Raw genomic sequence first — 19,530 nt, 5'->3', positions numbered from 1 at the left:
AAGAAGGAAGAAGGAAGAAGGAAGAAGGAAGAAGGAAGAAGGAAGAAGGAAGAAGGAAGAAGGAAGAAGGAAGAAGGTTGGAGGGAAGATGCCATGTATAAATTCATGGTCTTTGTACCAGTTTTGTACTTCTTCTTTTGGGAGTTTTCTGGTTTCTTCTCATTCCCCCTTTCCTCCTTCCCGTTGATTATTACTCGTTTTTCTTTGCCCATCCTCTCTTTTTCCCTCTCTCGAACCTCAACATCCATCCGTTAAATCCCGATCGCCTGCTCGTTGCCGAACTTCTCTCGAACGTCGAACCTCGAATCTCTTCCTTCTTCCCTCCAACCTCAGCATCCATCCGTTACATTTGTTAAATCCCGTAGACGGCTCGTTGCCCAACTTACTTCTTCTCTCTTCCTTAATCAATGATAAAAGTCACAGCAATAAACAAGATAAAAAGATATAATTAAATAATTAAAGTCCAGCTAGGTCAGATGCAAAGCCAGTTAGACAACTTAAACAAACAGGATTGCCAATAGAAGTTTCAACAGGAGGTAGAACAAAGTACAATCGGACTCGTTTAGGACTACCTAAAACTCATTGTCTGGATGCGGCTTGTGTGGGGAACGTAGAAGTGCTGCAAGTTTTCACGGAGCAACCGTTGTTAATTGCAGCTTTCATGATGGGGCAGTCGTCAAATGTGTACAACCAATAAATACGGATTTCCTGTCAAGCACAGAACGCGGTGCAAAACGTTTTTTGGGTTGGGGACTGGCGACATGGTAAGCGCAATTCTTCCCTCAGGGAAGTTTGCAGGCACTCACGCCGGCAGGCTAACAGACGCGAGAAAGCGGAGTTTTTGCTCCGGAGAACGCCACTCGGCAAGGTTAGTCCAGTGCGCCATAAATACTGCAAATCAATCCACCGCAACGATGGGTATATGTATGCCTTTTCCACAAAAGTCCAATGAATCAGCGATTAGAGGCGTAGGCTCCCGCAGCAACTGCCAATTGTCAGAACTGTGCCCGATCGGGCTGGCATTGTGCCGGACGGACGGGACTTTTCTCGACGTAAATCCAGCTTTTGCAAGTATTATCGGCCGCACAGTTGCAGAAACTCTCCACCTCAACTACTGGGAAATTCAGCAAACACAGTGCGCGGGCCCAGAAAAATATCTAGAAAATCAAGCAAAAAATAGCTGCACGGACCCGTGCGAAGCAGCATACAAACATAAAAACAACCATCTCGTACCCGTGCGAGTTTCCCAGCGGGCAATTGAAACAGAGGGAGAGCGCGCGATTTGGCTGAGTGCTGAAGAAATTTTTAGTCCTGGGTCTGAAAATAGCGAGCCGCTGGAATCAGCGCCGCCGCACTGCAATTCACATCTAGAAAAATTGCTGACAAAGCAGACTGCCGAACTGGCAAAAACTCAGAAGCTACTCTCCGTAAAAATCGCCGAACTGGAACAGACTCAAGAAAAATTGCGTCTCCAAAGTCAAATTATCGACCAAATTCACGAGTCGGTGATTGCTACAGATATGGACGGCTCGATCGCCATTTGGAATCAAGCCTCTCAAAAGTTATACGGCTATCAAGAAACTGAGGCGATCGGACAGCACATTTCTCTAATTTACCCGCCAGAACAGCACAAATTTTTATTAGAGCAAGTCATCAAACCGCTACAAGAAAAAGGCGAGCATGAAATAGAAGTTATAACACGCCGTAAATCTGGAGAAAAATTTTCCTCGCACCTGATACTTTCGCTATTGAAAGACAAGACTGGAGAAGTGGTCGGGATGATTTGCTATTTAACAGATATCAGCGTTTGCAAAGCTTTAGAACAAGAATTAGCACAGAGACAAGCACTATTTGATGCCTTTTTCCAGGAGGCGCCGGCGGGGCTTTGCATTTTGGACTCCCAACTGCGGTACGTGCAAATTAATCAATTTCTAGCAGAAATAAATTGCCTGAGTCCAGCCGAGCACATAGGCAAGACTGTACGCGAAATATTGCCGAATATCGCTCCAATTGTAGAGCCTTTGTACGAACAAATTTTGAGGACGAAACAACCCCTAATTAACATCGAGATGAGTGGTGACAATCCAAGAAGGCCGGGGTTTGTCCGACACCTGACAGGCTCTTATTTTCCCCTGATCGACAAAGATGGCGAGGCCTTCGGCATCGGTGCAGTCATAATTGACATTAGCGATCGAAAACTTGCAGAAGCTGCACTGCAAAAAAGCGAACAGCTTTACCGCACTATGGCAAGCAACTTTCCTAACGGTGCGGTGATGCTGTTCGATCCAGAAATGCGCTGCACGCTGGTAGAAGGTACAGAATTAGCAGCAGTGGGGCTTTCCAAAGAGTTGATGGAAGGCAAGACAATCTGGGAAGTATTCGAGCCAGATTTTTGCGGTGTTCTCGAGCAAAATTATCGGGCGGCACTGGCAGGAGAAACAGTTGTTACAGAACTTATTTACAGCGATCGCGTCTACCTCGGTTATACTTTGCCAGTCAGAAACGAACGGCAAGAAATCATCGGCGGATTGCTAATGACTCAAAACATTACGGCTCGCCACTTAGCAGAAGAAGCGCTCAGGGAAAGCGAGGAAAAATACAGGTGCATTGTCGAGACAGCAGACGAAGGAATTTGGATCGTAGATACGGAGGATAAAACTACTTTTGTCAACCAAAAAATGGCCGATATGCTCGGCTGCACCGCTCTTGAAATGATCGGACAGTCGCTATTTTCTTTCATGGATGCAGAAGGCATGGCGATCGCACAAGCCAGTCTCAACCGCCGCCGTGAAGAAATTCGCGAACAGCTCGATTTTAAGTTCCGTCGCCGAGACGGCAGCGACTTGTGGGCGATGCTTTCTACTAATTCCTTGGCAGACAAACAAGGACGCTATGTGGGCGCTTTGGCAATGGTTGCCGACATTACCGATCGCAAGCAAACAGAAGCCGCATTGCAGCAGTCGGAAGCCAAATTTCGATCGCTCTACGAATTAACCAGTTTGCCTGTTTTCATGTTATATGACAATGACATCTGCGATGCCAACACAGCCACCCTAAAACTATTTGGCTGCATTACCCCGCAAGAGTTGTACGGCAAAAACCCAGGCAAACTGTCGCCTCCTTTTCAACCCAACGGCAGAGATTCTTTGAGCTTGGCCCACGAAATGATCGCGATCGCCTTTGAGCGGGGAAAGCACCGTTTTGATTGGGTTCATCAGCGCTTAGACGGTACTGATTTTCCCGCAGAAGTGGTGCTGACAGTCATCGAGGTGGGAAATGAAAAAATTATCCAAGCAGTGATCCAAGATTTAACCGATCGCAAACTTGCAGAAGAAACTTTAGTGCGGTCGGAACAAGCGCTCAGACAACAAGCTCAGCGAGAACTACTGCTCAATCAAATTGCCAACCAAATCCGCACTTCTTTAGATTTAGACACAATTGTAGAAACCGCCGTTCAAGAAATTCGCAATCTGATGCACCTAGATTGGTGCATCTTCACTTGGTATCGCCCCAACAGCAATCCTCCGGTTTGGGAGGTAACTTACGAAGCGAAGAATGCAGATTTGCCGAGTATACTCGGCACTTATCCTGTAGAGGACAAATCTAGTCTCGTAGTGGGACAGATTTTGCGGCGAGAAATTCTGCGAATTGATGATGTCAGCACTTTTGAAGATGTAGAATTGCGCGAAGTTTTGCAGGCTTCAAATTTTCAATCAGTGCTGTCGCTGCCAATTCATACTGCTTCTGGCGAAATTGGGGTGATTAGCTGCTATCAGGCTATGTCCATACGAAATTGGAGCGAATCGGAAGTCGAACTGATGCAAGCGGTGGTCGCTCAAATTGCGATCGCGATCGACCACGCCGAACTCTACACCCAAACCCGCACAGCGGCCCGACTAGCTCAAGCTCAAACTCAACAGCTAGAACAAACTTTACACGAACTCCAACGCACCCAAACTCAATTAATTCAAAGTGAAAAAATGTCTAGTTTGGGACAGTTAGTAGCAGGTGTCGCCCACGAAATTAACAACCCGGTTAATTTTATCTATGGCAATCTCAGCTACACCAGCGAATACACTCAAAACTTGCTAAGAATGCTGAAACTTTACCAGCAGGAATACCCGCACCCAACCGCAACAATTTTAGATGCAAGAGAAGACTTTGAAATTGATTATCTTATTGAAGATTTACCGAAAATTTTAGCATCTATGAAAGTCGGAGCCGATCGCATCCGCGACATAGTTTTGAGCCTGCGGACTTTCTCAAGACTTGACGAAGCCGAAATGAAACAAGTTGACATTCACGAAGGCCTTGAAAGCACGCTGCTGATTTTGCAAAACCGCCTGAAAAATAAACCCGATTACCCGACAGTTAATCTGATTAAAGAATACGGTAATTTGCCTTTAGTTGAATGTTATCCCGGTCAGTTAAATCAAGTATTTCTGAATTTGTTGACCAATGCGCTAGACGCATTGGAAATGGAGATGAACAAATCCGATCGCACTGCCAAAAATCTCGCAATTACGATTCGCACCGAAGTAACCGACAATAACTGCGTTGGGATACGGATAGCTGACAGCGGCTCCGGGATGAGCGAAGATGTGAAAAAGCGCTTGTTTGACCCGTTTTTTACTACTAAACCCATTGGCAAAGGAACTGGCTTAGGATTGGCGATTTCGCACTCTATTGTAGTAGAAAAACACGGCGGCAAGCTTTCTTGCAATTCTGTATTGGGAGAAGGTTCGGAATTTGCGATCGAGATTCCGATGCGGCAAAAAATAAATTAAAACCCGTTGCATTGGTATCATCTAATGCCCGAGCGATCGACCGGATTTGATAGGATTCAAATCCTACCCTTTACCACCAGAGGCACACCACCAGCGGGTGCCATTGTCACACCGCGGCGTACTGGCATAACCGGACGATTTTCTGCAAGTTCTAAAGAGTATCGAGACAGCACTTTCGCCAATACTAACTTCATTTCAAACATTGCAAATGCCGTGCCAATACAGCGGCGGTTTCCTCCCCCAAACGGCAAATATTCGTAAGGCGAAAATTGCCTCTCTAGAAAACGTTCTGGTTTAAAACGCTTTGGTTCCGGGTAAATATCAGGACGGTGGTGAACCAAATAAATACAGGGAGCAAGTATCATTCCTTTGGGAATATTATAACCCATTAACTGCATCGGAGCTTGCAGAAGGCGCGGAAATGTAAAAAATAGAACCGGATAAATCCGCAGCGTTTCGCAACATACAGCATTCAAATACGGGAGTTTACTTATTTCCGCCGGATCGCAATTTTCGACATCAATAGAATTGAGTTCTTGCAGCAGTTTTTGACGAACTTCTGGGATGTAGTGAATCCAATACAAAGCCCAGGCTAAAGCTGTGGCTGTAGTTTCGTGTCCTCCGAATAAGATTGTCATTAATTCATCCCGCAATTCAACGTCGCTCATCGGCTGTCCTGCTTCGTCACCAGCTGAAATTAACAAACTCAGGATGTCTTCGCCCAATGGTTGAGATAGAGTTTTGCGATCGCGGATTTCTTGATAAAGCAGTTCATCTAAACGCTGTCTTTGTCGCAGAAATCCTCCCCAAGGACTCCAAGCACCTAAATCTTTTTGCAACGACTTGATAAACAAAAAGGTAGCGTTTAATGGATTGCTAAACAGGCTCAACATATTAATCATTAGTTGCTGAATTTGCTGGTAGCGTTCTCCTTCGCTCAGCCCGAAAACCGCGTGCAAAATTACTTCCAAGGAAATTTGCTGCATAGTTGATTGCGCGATAACCGACTTACCAGGAGTCCAATTATTAATTACTTTTTCGGTGGTATTGCGGATGATTTGTCCGTAAGCTTTCATGCGTTCACCATGAAAAGGTGGCATTAAAAGTTTGCGCTGCTGCAAATGTCGATCGCCATCTAACAACAATAACGAACTGGAGCCTACTAAAGGTAGCGTTATCTCATTTACCGTACCGGATTTAAAGAGTTTGGCATCCGCTGTAAAAATTTCTTGAATAGCTTGAGGATTACTAATAAATACTTGGGGCGGAAAGATGCTGGATTGGCCGAGAAAAATGTCGCCGTAGCGTTGATAATTACTATCTAAATAATACAGAGGATTTAAAATTCCCCGCACTGTCTGAACAAATATAGCGCCTTTAGGGCCGTCTAGCAATTTGTTGGTAGCATGATTTTGAGAGTGAGTGTTTTCTGTGGGAATAGTCATTTGTTTTTCTCCCAGTTTTAGGGTTTCACAGGACTAATGAAAGCATAAGTCTTATTTCACAAAACTCTCAAATCCCTCAGCTATTGAAAAATAGTACGCGGTAAACATCATAAATTAGTACGGCAATAGTAGGATACAGAGTAACTCCCAGGCCAAAAGCTCGTTCTATCGGCTCTTTGAGATAGCCTATCCAAAACGCTATTCTTCCCAAAACAAACAAAGTGGCCAAAATAGGAATCAGCTTGATGCTGTAAGTATCTAAAAAGGTAGAAAGGATTAAACTGCCTACAAAAAACAGCACAAATTGCTCTAGAGTGTTGCTCAGATAACGCAAATGAATCCGCATTGCTTCTGATTCGGCATTCGCTAAAGGGTTGATGGCTGGGCTGCTAAATCTACCATTACCAACTGCAACTATGCCGGCAAATAACATCAGTACCGGAAAAATTTGGCAGCGAAGGCTGAAAATTAGGCGCGACTCTGGGGTATTTAATAGAGGTAGAGGCAGCGGTATCACAAAATAACCAATCAGTACAAAAGTAAGGCAGAAGATAAAGGCAGAAATCCCTCGCCAAACAACTTTTTGCTGTTGTGGATTGAAACTGAGTAAATTAATCATTGTTTACAGAAACCAAACCTTATTATAGCTTTTTTATACCTAGAGATTTTACGTAAACCCGATCGCACCTTTGCGTCTCCACACCAGTTGTCGGTAGATATCCGCTATTTTCGTACATTTTCACAGCTTCTTTGAGAATGCTAGCAGTTTCTATCCAGATTTCATCAAAGCCGCGAGCGATAATTTTACTTTCCAATTCTTGCAGTAAAAATTTACCCAAACCTTGTCCTCTTGCTGCTGGCAAAATATACATTTTGCGAATTTCCACAGCATTATTACCGCGCTCAATCGGATAGTAACCCGCCGTACCGACTATTTTATCCTGCCGTTCAACTACCCAAAATTCGCCGCCTTTATTCTGATAATGCAGTTCTACATCATAGACATCTCGATCGGCCGCGTGAGGTTCACATTTTAAACCGTACTCTGCTAAAATATCCCTAATTAAATAGAACGCCTCCGCGCGATCGCGCGTTTCCCAGGAACGAATTAAAAAATCGAGATGTTGGGTTTTCATTGGTTGTTGCAACTTAATATTTATTTTTTGACTTGAGCAACTGTAAAATTAGCGATCTTTTGTGTTTTACCGTGTTTAAATGCAGCTAGCTTTTAACTGTGAATTCTCGGTTCAGGATGAAGAATTGCCAGCAACTCGCTTTCTACTAATGATAATTCCTCCAGCCTGTCAATCACCAGAGCGCGATCGAAATAAGTTGTTGCCAAAATCCAATATACCCCGTAATGGCGCGCTTCCGAAGCCATCAAACTGCGGTAAAACTTAGCCAATTGGGGGTCGGGACAGCGATCGCCCAGCAACCCCAACCGTTCGTGACTGCGCGCTTCTATCAAACCAGAAACCAACAAAGAATCCAAAAGTCTCTCCGGTTCCTGCTTGCGAATTTGGCGGGACAAACCGGCACCGTAGGGAGGTGCGGCTAAAGGGCCCAAAGCGATGCTGCGCTGTTCTAACCGCTGGTTGACTTGCTCGAAATGCTCTAATTCTTCACGGGCGATCGCCGTTAGCATCCTCACCAATTTTTCCCGGGCTGGGTAGCGAAACATTAAATTTAACGCTACTCCCGCCGCTTTCCGCTCGCAGTGAGAATGGTCTAATAAGATTGTATCCAAATGGGCGATCGCCTGTTCTATCCAAGCTTCCGAAGTCGGCTGTTTCAAAAACTTAATAGTTGGCAGTGTTAAAGTCATAACATTTTAGATTTTAGATTTTAGATTTTCGACTATGAATGATATCGTTTCCGGTTGCACGGGCACGATCGAGTCAAGGTCAATAATTCCACAACATTCCCCAACGGACGACTCCCGACTCCCAACGGACCATCATTGCACGCGGAACCTTACCCCTATAATTCGCGCGTCAAACCATTTTACACAATTTTTCAAACACCGCATACATATCACCAGCAAACTTTTTCGGATTCCACAGCGGCGACAAATTGGCTCGATCTTTAGATTTCACCAACTGTGCTTTAATTGCGTTTCTCAATTCACCATCTTTACCCAATTTTACACCCAACTCCACATATTCCGACCAAGACCAAGCCACACCAGCTTCAATCCCCAAAGCCTGCAAAAACGAATAACCCATTCTCGACAAAAACTGCTCTCCTGTGCGAGTCACCACCGGCAAATTAAACCACAAAGCCTCTAAAGTGTGAGTTCCTCCGTTGTAAGGATAAGAATCTAACAAAACATCGGCCAGCAAATAGATAGTTCTGTGTTCTTCCTCAGTAGCAAACCTCGGCAAAAACTTAATTCGGTGTCGGCCGACTCCTTCAGCTTCGCAAGCTTGGTGATACGCACCCTCAAACACTGCTGCATCGCCTAAAGCTTTGTGAATTAAGATACTGTTCGGCACTTCTTTGAGAATCGCAATTTGTGCTTTTACCAACTCGCGATTAAATTTTCTGCCGGGAGCGACGCACAGGTAAACTATCTGATCCAAACCGATCCGATTCGACTTTCTCAATGCAACCGGATCGACTCCATATCTCTGAAAACCTGACACCGCTACAAAGGAATCCGGCATCCTAATTAGCTGCTCGTCATAATATTTTTCCCGCCCGGCTGGGTGCGAGTGCCAGTCTGTAAGAAAGTAATTTTCCGGCGATATGTAAGGGGCATCAAATCCGAGCCAAGAAACACAAACTGGTGCGGGTTTTTGGTAGAGAATGTCAGCGTGAACTGGTACGCTTAGAGAATCTAAATCGACTAAAACGTCCAATTCATCTTGCTGAATTTGGTCGATAATTTCTGCGGGATTGGCAAGTCCGTTCGGGTACGTTTTCGGAAAAGTCAGTTTGCCCAGACTTTCAAATTGCTGAGTGAGCTCGTCAGGAACAATTTTTTCGGAAGCGTACAAATATAAATTGGGTGTGATGTCCGACAATTCGCGAATGATGTCAGCGCTGCACCAACCTACAGAATGGCGGCTGAAGTGATTGGACAAAAAGCCTATTTTTAACTTTCCTTTCAAAGCAGTTGGTTTGAAACTGTAATTGGCGGGTTGAGAAAAATTAGGTTTGATACATTGGTCGATATACTTTTGGGAAATTAATCTGTAAAGTTTTGAGTTGGCAGTCAAGTCATCTCGCAAATAGGGCGTGCTGAATAAAAAGTTTGCATAAAGCGATTTAATTTCTAGTGAATTAGCGGTTTCTAAGTTGTGCTGCAAGTACGACTCTAGCTCTAAAAATCGATCGCCTGCAATTTGATTCAATCCCGACACTTGATAGGTGCTGACGAAGTAAATCGCGGTCATAATTGGATCGGTTTCGGCACACATTTGGCTGTATTTGTGAACGGCTTGCCGCGCGGCCGCTAAATCGCTAGTATCTCTGAGGATGCCGCATAAATGTTGGTGAGCCGAAATAAAATCGGGTTTAATTTCTAGGGCTTTTTGAAGGTTGGGTATTGCGTCTTTAAATTTGCCTTGGTGGCGCAAAACTATGCCAATTTGACAGTATGCTTCGGCTAAATCGGGTTTGAATGCGATCGCCCGCTGCCATGCAGCCACCGCCTCATCTAACTTCCCCTGCCGCGCTAATTTATCTCCCAAATTTAAGTGAAAATCTACCTCAGCTAGATGGGGGTTGAGTTCGAGAGCTTTTTGCTCGTATGCGGACGCTGCATCCGGCTGCCCCTGCTGCTTCAGTGCCCCTGCCAAATTCCAGTAAGCAGCAGCCAAATTTGGTTTAAGTTCGATCGCCTTGGAGTAATTGACAATAGCCTCCACCAAACGCCCTTGTTTGTAGAGCATACTGCCCAAATTAGTATAAGCCTCAGCAAAATCGGGATTCAGGGCGATCGCCTCAGAATAACACCGCATCGCTTCCTCAAGAAGGCCGCTTGCTTGCTGCACATTGCCCATCGTCACGTAAGCCGCCGCCCAATCCGGTTGCAATTCCAGAGCTCGGCGACAAGCAGCGAGGGCTGCTGCTAAATCGCCTTGAGAGTAATACATTTCTGCGGAGACTGTCAGCGATGCAGCATCTTCAAATTGGGGTGTTTCGGATTGGTTGCGAAAATCAGAATTCATTTGGCGGCCTATCTGTGCTATCAAGTTAAAGGTTGAATCTAGATCATTTTGCAGAGTAGCAGTTTTAGCGGAACTACGGGCGATCGTCACAGAGAATTTATGAGCGACAAGCAAGCGACACAGCGCCAACATAACATTAAGTGGAAACCAAACCTCCTGCTGGGGATACTCTTGTTAACCTTGGCAATCCCCTTACCCTTTGCCCAAAAGACTCTCGCACAGCAGCAGACAGCCAGCTTTCGGCAGAAATTATTTCAAACGGCTCTTTATTTCACTCTATATTTTGAGGGTGGATTCAGCAATCACCCTGCCGATAAGGGCGGCAGAACTTATAGGGGGGTCCTGCAAACGGAATACAACGCCTACCGCTACAGTCGTGGGCTTCCGCCCCTGGACGTGACGCAGATGTCGGAAGCAGAGCTCCTAGAAATTTATAAATATTACTGGGATTCGAGCCTCTCGAGCACGATGCAGCCGGCTTTGGCGATCGTCATGTTTGACACCGCCGTTAATTTCGGTATTAATAACTCTATTACCTTTCTCCAGCAAGCCTTAGGATTGCCGCAAACCGGCATTTTTGACTCGCGCACCAAGCAAGCATTGAAAGCCGCTAACAACAAAAGTACGGCGCTGCAAATGATTAACGAACGAATTATTTACCGCTACAAAAGGGTGCAAGAAGATCCGAGTCAGATGGCTTTTTTCCGGGGTTGGCTGAGTCGCGATTACAGTTTGTGGGGCTACGTGAACAAGATGAAAAATTAAGCAGGGCTGATTCATTTTCTCAAAGCTATATAGCAATCCTAAATCATTTGTGAATTTCTTACTCCCGGACCGCGATCTCGGGGAGGGCTGGGGTGGGGTAAAAAATTTATGACTCCTGCAAGGATTGCTATAGTAGTCCCACGACAGGGGTTTACACGCCTGTCTCATTGACCCGATCGATACTATGCAGTCACCCCATTTCGATTAGCTGTTGTCGTCAAAATGTACTCAACTTGAGCCGGAGTTAAAGTCGGATTGGTACTCAAAACTAAAGCCGCTACACCCGCTACGTGTGGCGCTGCCATAGATGTGCCCGTTTCGCTTTCATAGTTGTTATAGGGAGTTGTAGAATAGATGTCTACTCCCGGAGCAACTAGGTAATCCAAAGGTGTGGAACCCGCACGGTTCGAGGTGTCAGCCATCCTGCCGTTTATATCAATACTGCCCACGGCAATTCCCCAGCGATCGGCATTACGAGCTGGATAATCAGGTTGGCTAAAACCAGAATTTCCCGCTGCTATCACCACAACAGAGCCTTTGTTATTTGCATACTCAATTGCAGCATTCACCAGGTTGGAAGGGTAAAACTCATTTCCAATACTGAGGTTAATTACATTTGCTCCATTATCAGCAGCATAGCGGATTCCAGCAGCAACATTATTCAACTCGCCCTCACCAAGGGTGTCTAACACTCTCACAGGCATAATCTTGGCATTGTAGGCAACTCCTGTGATGCCAAAATCATTTCGTTCCGCCGCGATCGAACCTGCTATGTGAGTGCCGTGACCGTAGACATCCAGATCCATTGGGTAGTTGTCGTTATACAGAAAATCCCAACCCCGAATATCATCAATAAATCCGTTGCGATCGTCATCGATGCCATTTTCCGCAATTTCACCAGGGTTCTGCCAAATATTACTATCCAAGTCGGGATGGTAGTAGTCAACACCAGTATCGACGACAGCTACAACAATCTCATTTCCTGTAATGTTCTGAGCCCAAACTTCTGGCGCATTTATCGCGTCTACCCCCCAATTATTCTCGCTCAAATTACGAACATCAGGGAAGAGAGTTGAGCGGTTCAGGGTGCGGGTAACTGCTGCATTTGCATTCACTAAACCGTAGCCGTAATTGTCATTAAAAGCACCGTTAGGTGTAGCAACATCGGGCAATACAGGAACAGGTGTTGCAGAAAGAGTCAGGTTGTAATTGGTAGAGTTGCCTAGGAAGCTAGAGACTTGGACATAGTATGTCCCTGGAGCCAGCTTGGATACATCAATCACCTCCGGGGTAGTGCCCTCCTTAAGAGAGGAGCTAATAACTTCAACAAAATTAACTACACCGTTGCTGTTTCTATCTTGAATTAACTTTACGTCAGCATCCCGCGTCAAACCGTCGAGACGCAGGCTAAAATTGCTCTTAGTGTCGATCTCGAATCGGTAGAAATCATTGGGATCGCCTGTCCCCACGAACTCAGTTAAGCGGATGCTACCGTTCTGAACGCCAACAACATTACGAGCTGTCAAAAGAGAGTTACCTGGATCGGAGAAATTCAACGCAGAAGCAGATATCGTTCCCGTTAGCGGATCTGTGTTTGCGCTCGCTGACTGTGACTGCGGTTTGAGTTGAGCATCGCTCACAGAGTAACTGAAGCCAGCGCTCGCATCAGCTACAATAAAATCCGCAGTTTGTGTCTGTTGGTCGCTGCTGAATGCTGTGAGATTAGGAAAGCTAGATTCAGCACTATAACTAGAAACATTGAATGGATCGTCGATCGCTCGGTTGAGCAAGTCGTTGTTAACCGGAAATGCTGATGTGGCGAGATCGTTTGGCTGTTGACTGAAATAAAGGCGATCGGTAGGATTCGTGTTGATGTCTAACATAAGTTAAAAAAATTGTACATTTCCAGAAAGGTGAGGTTGTTTGTAGTAAGGAGTTTAGTCCTTAGCCTCCATTGAAGAAGACTCTGCGCCCTCACTACAAACCTATGAAAAATGATGAAAATTCCTGAACGGATATCCTACGCCTTGGAAGTTAAGTCGGCGTTAGATATTCCACCACTCCTAAGATAGCGTGGGAATTCCTGGCGTTGCATTGGCGATCGACCAAGTAATACCCATTTAATGTGAAGTTGCCCATATCTCGCTCCCCCTAAATCCCCCTGATAGTCGGGGGACGAAAGATCGGAATCTTGTCCCCCCCGGACGCGGGGGGCTAGAGGGGATCGGATTCTACGGGGCCTCATAAAAAATTGGTATAACGCTTTCAGATGTATTTTCCCCTATTAAGCGGGGCGGTTATAATAGATCTATTTTTCCAAGCATCATAGATCTACTCCCTGATTCAAACTTTTAATTCCTATCCTAGCCCAAAAATGTTAGAAAGTCACTTCATAAAATTCAGAACTTAAAGTCATAAAAATCATATTTGTAAATATATATTTCAATAATTCAACAAGATATTCAAGTTAAGTTAAATAATAAATAGCACAAATATAGGGTTTTTTTATCCGCTCGCAACGCAATGGGTACTGGGTAATTGGTGAGTGGAAAGCTGTACCTCATTGCTGGCAATTTGCTTGCTATTTTAGAGAAAAAGATGTGCAGAGCGTGTACAAGTAACTTAACACATAAAGCTATGACAGTAGAAGAAGCCATTAATTTCTTAGAGAATTTCGTATACCAACAAACAGGAGAACACCTAACTCGATTAGAGCAGTCGATAATTCGAGGCGTTGTAGGGGGTTTGACGTACCAAGAAATTCAGCAAAACGATCCGATCGCCCGCGGGTACACAGTGGGCTACCTGGGGCGGTATGTCGGCTACAATTTGTGGAAAGACCTCACCAAGGTACTGAAGCAAGCAGAAATTATTGGACAAGAAGAAAGAGTAGTCGGAGCAAATCTTTGGGACTGCATCATGAGAGCTGTACAAAAAGGCACACAACCAGCTAATTCTCTCGATCCGATCTTGCAAAAGCTGCTGCGGATGCGTTACCGAATTAGAGAACATTTGGTGAACACCGAGTACAGCGATACCTATCTGGCTGAAGATGAGAATTTGCCCGATCGACCTTTGTGCCTCGTCAAGCGCCTGAAAAGCCAGTCTGAGAGAACTAGCCACCTATTCGAGCGAGAAACGCGGGTTTTATATCGATTGGGCAAACACGATCGGATACCGGAATTGTTAGCTCGCTTTGAAGAAGATGGATATTTTTATTTAGTCTATCAATTCATCGAAGGGCAGCCCCTGTATCAAGAACTAATCGAAGGTCAACCTTGGGAAGAACATCAGGTTATTGCTTTGTTGAAAGATATATTGGAAGTGCTTGTATTCGTTCACAAACAAGATGTAATTCACCGCGACGTTCACCCTCAGAACTTAATCAGGCGGACATCAGATGGCAAGATTGTATTAATTGACTTTGGGGCCGTTAAAGAAATCAACACTTCACAAAACAGCATCGGTCAAACGAAATCGCGCGGAGGCACTCAGCAAGACTACATCCCTCCCGAACAAGCTCACGGCAACCCGAAATTTTGCAGCGACATCTATGCTGTCGGGATTATCGGGATTCAAGCCTTGACAGGGATGCAGCCGAAACAACTCAAAGTCGATAATTTAGGCAATCTCATCTGGCAGAACAATGCAACTGTCACCCCGGAGTTTGCTAGAGTTTTAGACCAGATGGTAGTGTACGCTTTCTCCCAGCGTTACCCGTCAGCAACCGAAGCTTTGCAAGCACTTCAAAAGTTGGGAGTCAGTAGTCAGTAGTCAGTAGTCATTAGTCAGTAGTCATTAGTCAGTAGTCATTAGTCATTAGTCGATCGACAAAACCCAACCGCATTGTACGCGAGCATCTGTAGGGACACTTCAAGAGCCGTGTCCTTACCGGGATCTTTTAATAATTGGTATAAGATTCAGAATTGTAGCAATAGTTTTTAAGCTTAAAACTATAAGTGATTTAGTAAATTTACTCAAGTTTTTTAAACAACAGTTTAGCGTAACTTTTGTGCCGATCGCATCAACCGCACCCGCAGATCCAGGTTTACAATGCAAGCGATCTTGTTGCCGAGGGATTCATCCGCTACCATTACCCCTCGCTCAACTAAATAAAAACACTTTGCAAGGCCGATGAATCGGGCGCTAATTTCCAAGGAACCAGGAAAAAGGCTGAAGGAACAAGGAATTTTTTGTTTTAAGTTACAAGCAAAAAAAAATATTCAATTCTGCCGAATGCCTTCTACATAAGAGCCTTCAACCTTCGGTTGACTATCTCTCTAAAGTTAGATAAAATAATTTATATTTTATGCAGGGCAGTTTTAAGAAAATCTTAAGCAGCTTTGTATAGGGGGCAACAAGATAGCTACAGTATTTATTGTTACCTTAGATACGTAGAAACCCAAATAATTTGAGGGAGCGAGAAATTGGAACTTTTTGAACCACCACAACAAGTGCAAAAGCCCTCAACCGCAATTGCTGCTGTCCAGTCTTTTTCCAAAAAAGCTAGTATTGCAGTAATCGCGATCGGCTGTACAGTCATTTTGGGTTGGATATTCGATCTGCAACTGTTAAAGAGCATTCTGCCCGGACTGGTTACCATGAAAGCCAATACTGCGGTCTGCTTTATTTTGGGCGGGTTTTCTCTGTTCATCCTACACCGGCAACGCGCCGAATTAACAGCAAGAAAGCATGAAAAAATCGCTAAATTTTTAATTTATAGCTGTTCATTTTTAATTATATTAATTAGCCTCTTAACCCTAGCTCAATATCGCTTTAATTTAGACTTAGGCATCGACCAACTCCTATTTAAAGAGAGTTACGCCTTGACAAGCGGCGGAACACCAGGACGCATGGCGCCGAATACTGCTGCTGCTTTTTTATTGCTGGGAACAGCCCTGCTGCTGCTGTCAGAACGCCGCCCTAAATACCGGCGGGTTCAAATCTTAAGCTGTTGTGCATTTTTAATTGCATTTCTAGGTTTAATAGGCTACATCTACGGCAAAGCTTTATTTTACAGAATTGGCGATTATACAGGCATGGCTTTGCACACCTCCGCAGCATTTATGTTGCTGAGCTTCGGCATTTTATTTGCCAGTCCAGAGCGAGGATTGATAGCAGTAATCGCCAGCGAGCGCGCGGGTGGCATCATGGCGAGGCGCTTGTTGCCGCAGGCAATTATTATCCCGCCTTTAGTGGGTTATTTCATTCTCTTGGGAGAGCGGTTACAAGCCTACAGGCCGGAGGTAGGGATATCGCTGTTAAGCGTATTGAACGTGATGATTTTTACAGTTCTGATTTTGCAGAATGCAAAAACTCTCTGCACCGCCGACCGGAAGCGCTCTCGAGCGGAACTGGGACTGAGGAAAGCTAAATTAGACTTAGAAACTAAAGTTGAGAAACGGACTCTCCAACTGAAAATCGCCAACGAACAATTGCAGCAGCAAATTCTCGACTCTCAAACAACAAAGCAGGCGCTTCAAAAAAACTACAACCTGTTGCTGACAGTCATCGACAGTACGCCGACCGCCCTATTTGTCAAAGACATTCAAGGTCGTTACATGATGCTCAATGCTGCGGGAGCCAGTATAATTGGTAAGTCTGTAGACGACATTATCGGCAGAGATGACAGCGAGTTATTTCCGCCGAAAATTGCGGGCAATATTAGGAGGACAGATATCCAAATTGTGACAGCGGGAGAAACGCAATCAATCGAAGAAGAACTGCCAGTTAAAGGCAATTTGCGGACATTTCTTTCTACAAAAAGCGCTTACCGGGACGGGGTAGGAAATATCAGCGGTATAGTTAGCATCGCGCGGGATATTACTGAGAGCAAACAAGCTGAAATAGCCAACAGAAGTCTGGCAGCAATTCTCGAAGCAACGCCGGATTTTGTAGGTATCTGCGACCTCGAAGGACGCCCCATTTACATCAACAAAGCAGGCAGAAAAATGGTGGGTATAGACGAAAACGAAGATATATCCAACCGACAAGTTGCAGAATTCAGGCCAGCGTCAGCCCGCAGCACTTTGAATCAAGCGATCGCCACCGCTATTTCCTGTGGCTTTTGGAGCGGAGAAACAGTTTTCCTATCAGCATCGGGACTCGAAATTCCCGTCAGCCAAGTCCTCATCTCCCACTCCGCACCGGGCGACAAACTCCCATACATTTCGACGATCGCCCGCGACATCAGCGATCGCTTCCAAGCTCAACAAGCGCTGCAACTGTCTCAAGCTCGTTTCGCCGGCATTTTAGAAATTGCCGACGACGCGATTATTTCCGTGAATGCTGACCAAAAAATTATCCTGTTCAACCAAGGTGCAGAACGGATTTTTGGGTGGCCGGCTGCTGAGGCGATCGGGCAATCCCTGAGCCTGCTGTTGCCCGAAGCTTTTGTCGCCCCTCACAGCCACCTCGTCAATAATTTCGGCGGCGTTAAACAAGCCCGAAAAATGGGCAGCCGCAAAGAAATTTTCGCCCGCCGCCGAGACGGTACGGAATTTCCCGCCGAAGCTTCTATTTCCAAACTCGAAGTTGCAGGGGAAATTATATTCACAGCAATTTTGCGCGACGTGACAGCCAGCCGACAAGCCGAAGAATTTGTGCGTATGAGCGAGGAAAGATACCGATCGCTGGCAATGGCCACCGCCCAACTGGTATGGATGACAGACGCTAGCGGAATCCCCTCTGGGCCTCAGCCTGAATGGATAGCTTATACAGGCATGAGCTTGGAACAGATCAGGGACAACTGGATAGAAGCAGTGCACCCAGAAGACCGCGATCGCACAATACAAGCTTGGATGCGCGCAGTAGAAGCCAAAAGTCTCTACGAAGTCGAGCACCGCTTGCGGGCTGCAGACGGCAGCTACAGACACTTCTGGGTGCGCGGAGTTCCAATTTTAGCAGAAGACGGCAGCATTCGCGAATGGGTGGGAACTCACACCGACATTAGCGATCGAGTCCAAGTTTTGGAAGCACTCAAGCAGTCCGAGGGACAGTATCGATGGCAAGCAGCCCAGCTCGAAAAAGCTGTCCGCGAGTTGCACCAAACTCAAACTCAACTCATCCAAACCGAAAAAATCTCTTCTCTCGGGCAGCTAGTCGCCGGCGTCGCCCACGAAATTAACAATCCGATTAACTTCATCTACGGCAACATCACCCACGCCACCGAATACGCCGCAGACTTGCTCGGTTTGCTCCACCTTTACCAGGAAAAATACCCAAATCCCGTCCCGGAAATTGTAGAAGCAGCCGCAGATATTGACATCGATTTCTTAATGGAAGACTTTACGAAGATTTTGGACTCAATGAAACTAGGAGCCGATCGCATCCGCGACTTAGTTGTATCCTTGCGCAACTTTTCCAGACTCGACGAATCGCAGATGAAGCTCGTTGACATTCACGAAGGAATCGAAAGCACTTTGCTAATTTTGCAGCACCGGATCAAAGGTAATCCACTTCGTCCCGCGATCGAGATTATCAAAGAATACGGCAACTTCCCCAAAGTCGAGTGCTATGTAGGTCAGCTCAATCAAGTATTTATGAATCTTTTAGGAAATGCGATCGATGCCCTCGAAGAGTACAACCGCCAGCGTTCTTCCAAAGAAATATATTGTAACCCCAACAGAATTCGGATTAGCACCAGTGCGAATTCACACACACTAACAATTCGGATTGCAGACAACGGGATGGGAATCAATCAAGAAGTTATTGGCAAGTTGTTTGACCCATTTTTTACTACTAAACCCGTCGGCAAAGGCACAGGCTTGGGATTGTCAATCAGCTATCAGATTATAGTTGAAAAACACCAAGGCAAATTGCAGTGTATTTCCGCGCCCGGGGAAGGTGCAGAGTTTGTCATCGAGATTCCCCTTGGTCAGGAAGTATCAGCGCTGGCTGCCGAAAACACAAAGGAAATAGTCATTAGTCAGTAGTTAGTAGTCATTAGTCAGTAGTTAGTAGTCATTAGTCAGTAGTTAGTAGTCATTAGTTAGTAGTCATTAGTTTCAGGGCTCACCCATCGGGGGGGCTAGAAACCCGGTTTCTAGCAGTTTTGCGTTGAGTGACGAGAAATATAGGAAGAAACCGGGTTTCTGAGGTAGCGAGTGCATCCAGGGGTTGCATTTGGAGTTCCTAGTCTGAAACCCTTGAGTTTATCATCCCGGTTACACCGGAATGATGGGGAGTGGTCCGTTGGGAGTGGTCCGTTGGGAAATGTGGAATTATTGACAATGATGGGGAGTCGGGAGTCGGGAGTCGGGAGTCGGGAGTCGGGGAATGTGGAATTATTGACAATGATGGGGAGTGGTGCGTGGGGAAATGTGGAATTATTGACCTTGATTTGATCGTGCCCATCCA

General features: G+C 45.5%; 11 protein-coding genes and 1 pseudogene. 6 read left to right on the top strand and 6 right to left on the bottom strand.

The window, feature by feature from the left end; translation table 11 throughout:
* Nucleotides 1-255, top strand: a pseudogene (locus QUB61_RS23940) (O-antigen ligase family protein); the annotation flags it as partial.
* 425 nt (nucleotides 256-680) lie between these two features.
* Nucleotides 681-4,787: a PAS domain S-box protein gene (locus tag QUB61_RS23935; protein WP_333132446.1), complete on the top strand. Its 4,107-nt coding sequence runs from the start codon at nucleotides 681-683 to the stop codon at nucleotides 4,785-4,787.
* Between the two features lie 56 nt (nucleotides 4,788-4,843).
* On the opposite strand, the gene QUB61_RS23930 is transcribed toward QUB61_RS23935, so the two are convergent.
* From QUB61_RS23930 to QUB61_RS23910, 5 genes are all read right to left on the bottom strand, one after another.
* On the bottom strand, nucleotides 4,844-6,232 hold the full coding sequence (locus QUB61_RS23930) for a cytochrome P450 (RefSeq protein WP_333132447.1): 1,389 nt from the start codon (nucleotides 6,230-6,232) through the stop codon (nucleotides 4,844-4,846).
* 76 nt (nucleotides 6,233-6,308) lie between these two features.
* Nucleotides 6,309-6,851: an MAPEG family protein gene (locus tag QUB61_RS23925; protein ID WP_333132448.1), complete on the bottom strand. Its 543-nt coding sequence runs from the start codon at nucleotides 6,849-6,851 to the stop codon at nucleotides 6,309-6,311.
* 22 nt (nucleotides 6,852-6,873) lie between these two features.
* On the bottom strand, nucleotides 6,874-7,368 hold the full coding sequence (locus QUB61_RS23920) for a GNAT family N-acetyltransferase (protein WP_333132449.1): 495 nt from the start codon (nucleotides 7,366-7,368) through the stop codon (nucleotides 6,874-6,876).
* A 92-nt stretch (nucleotides 7,369-7,460) separates the two neighbouring features.
* Complete coding sequence (locus tag QUB61_RS23915; protein ID WP_333132450.1) at nucleotides 7,461-8,057, bottom strand: tRNA isopentenyl-2-thiomethyl-A-37 hydroxylase MiaE; 597 nt, start codon at nucleotides 8,055-8,057, stop codon at nucleotides 7,461-7,463.
* A 169-nt stretch (nucleotides 8,058-8,226) separates the two neighbouring features.
* Nucleotides 8,227-10,407, bottom strand: coding sequence for a tetratricopeptide repeat protein (locus tag QUB61_RS23910; RefSeq protein ID WP_333132451.1), 2,181 nt, complete (start codon nucleotides 10,405-10,407; stop codon nucleotides 8,227-8,229).
* 99 nt (nucleotides 10,408-10,506) lie between these two features.
* On the opposite strand from QUB61_RS23910, the gene QUB61_RS23905 reads away from it, so the two are divergent.
* Nucleotides 10,507-11,172, top strand: a complete 666-nt coding sequence (locus tag QUB61_RS23905; RefSeq protein ID WP_333132452.1) for a glycosyl hydrolase 108 family protein — start codon at nucleotides 10,507-10,509, stop codon at nucleotides 11,170-11,172.
* Nucleotides 11,173-11,354: 182 nt separating this feature from the next.
* On the opposite strand, the gene QUB61_RS23900 is transcribed toward QUB61_RS23905, so the two are convergent.
* On the bottom strand, nucleotides 11,355-13,055 hold the full coding sequence (locus tag QUB61_RS23900; protein WP_333132453.1) for a S8 family serine peptidase: 1,701 nt from the start codon (nucleotides 13,053-13,055) through the stop codon (nucleotides 11,355-11,357).
* 754 nt (nucleotides 13,056-13,809) lie between these two features.
* On the opposite strand from QUB61_RS23900, the gene QUB61_RS23895 reads away from it, so the two are divergent.
* From QUB61_RS23895 to QUB61_RS23885, 3 genes are all read left to right on the top strand, one after another.
* Nucleotides 13,810-14,946 (top strand): serine/threonine-protein kinase, encoded by a 1,137-nt coding sequence (locus QUB61_RS23895; protein WP_333132454.1) that lies wholly within the window; start codon nucleotides 13,810-13,812, stop codon nucleotides 14,944-14,946.
* A gap of 653 nt (nucleotides 14,947-15,599) precedes the next feature.
* The gene (locus QUB61_RS23890; protein WP_333132455.1) at nucleotides 15,600-19,106 is read left to right on the top strand and encodes a PAS domain S-box protein; all 3,507 of its coding nucleotides are present in this window, start codon (nucleotides 15,600-15,602) and stop codon (nucleotides 19,104-19,106) included.
* A 282-nt stretch (nucleotides 19,107-19,388) separates the two neighbouring features.
* Nucleotides 19,389-19,517 (top strand): hypothetical protein, encoded by a 129-nt coding sequence (locus QUB61_RS23885; protein ID WP_333132456.1) that lies wholly within the window; start codon nucleotides 19,389-19,391, stop codon nucleotides 19,515-19,517.
* Nucleotides 19,518-19,530 lie beyond the last annotated feature (13 nt).

Origin of the sequence: Microcoleus sp. C2D2 (assembly GCF_036702495.1) — a bacterium.
In the GTDB taxonomy this organism is placed as follows: domain Bacteria; phylum Cyanobacteriota; class Cyanobacteriia; order Cyanobacteriales; family Microcoleaceae; genus Microcoleus.
This window is presented reverse-complemented; position numbering and strand designations above follow the sequence as displayed.

Bases quoted from the DNA above. Each gene is read 5' to 3' on its own strand.
- QUB61_RS23900 (WP_333132453.1), bottom strand. From the start codon at position 13,055: ATGTTAGACATCAACACGAATCCTACCGATCGCCTTTATTTCAGTCAA.
- QUB61_RS23935 (WP_333132446.1), top strand. From the start codon at position 681: ATGTGTACAACCAATAAATACGGATTTCCTGTCAAGCACAGAACGCGG.
- QUB61_RS23930 (WP_333132447.1), bottom strand. From the start codon at position 6,232: ATGACTATTCCCACAGAAAACACTCACTCTCAAAATCATGCTACCAAC.
- QUB61_RS23895 (WP_333132454.1), top strand. From the start codon at position 13,810: ATGACAGTAGAAGAAGCCATTAATTTCTTAGAGAATTTCGTATACCAA.
- QUB61_RS23910 (WP_333132451.1), bottom strand. From the start codon at position 10,407: ATGAATTCTGATTTTCGCAACCAATCCGAAACACCCCAATTTGAAGAT.
- QUB61_RS23915 (WP_333132450.1), bottom strand. From the start codon at position 8,057: ATGACTTTAACACTGCCAACTATTAAGTTTTTGAAACAGCCGACTTCG.
- QUB61_RS23925 (WP_333132448.1), bottom strand. From the start codon at position 6,851: ATGATTAATTTACTCAGTTTCAATCCACAACAGCAAAAAGTTGTTTGG.
- QUB61_RS23905 (WP_333132452.1), top strand. From the start codon at position 10,507: ATGAGCGACAAGCAAGCGACACAGCGCCAACATAACATTAAGTGGAAA.
- QUB61_RS23920 (WP_333132449.1), bottom strand. From the start codon at position 7,368: ATGAAAACCCAACATCTCGATTTTTTAATTCGTTCCTGGGAAACGCGC.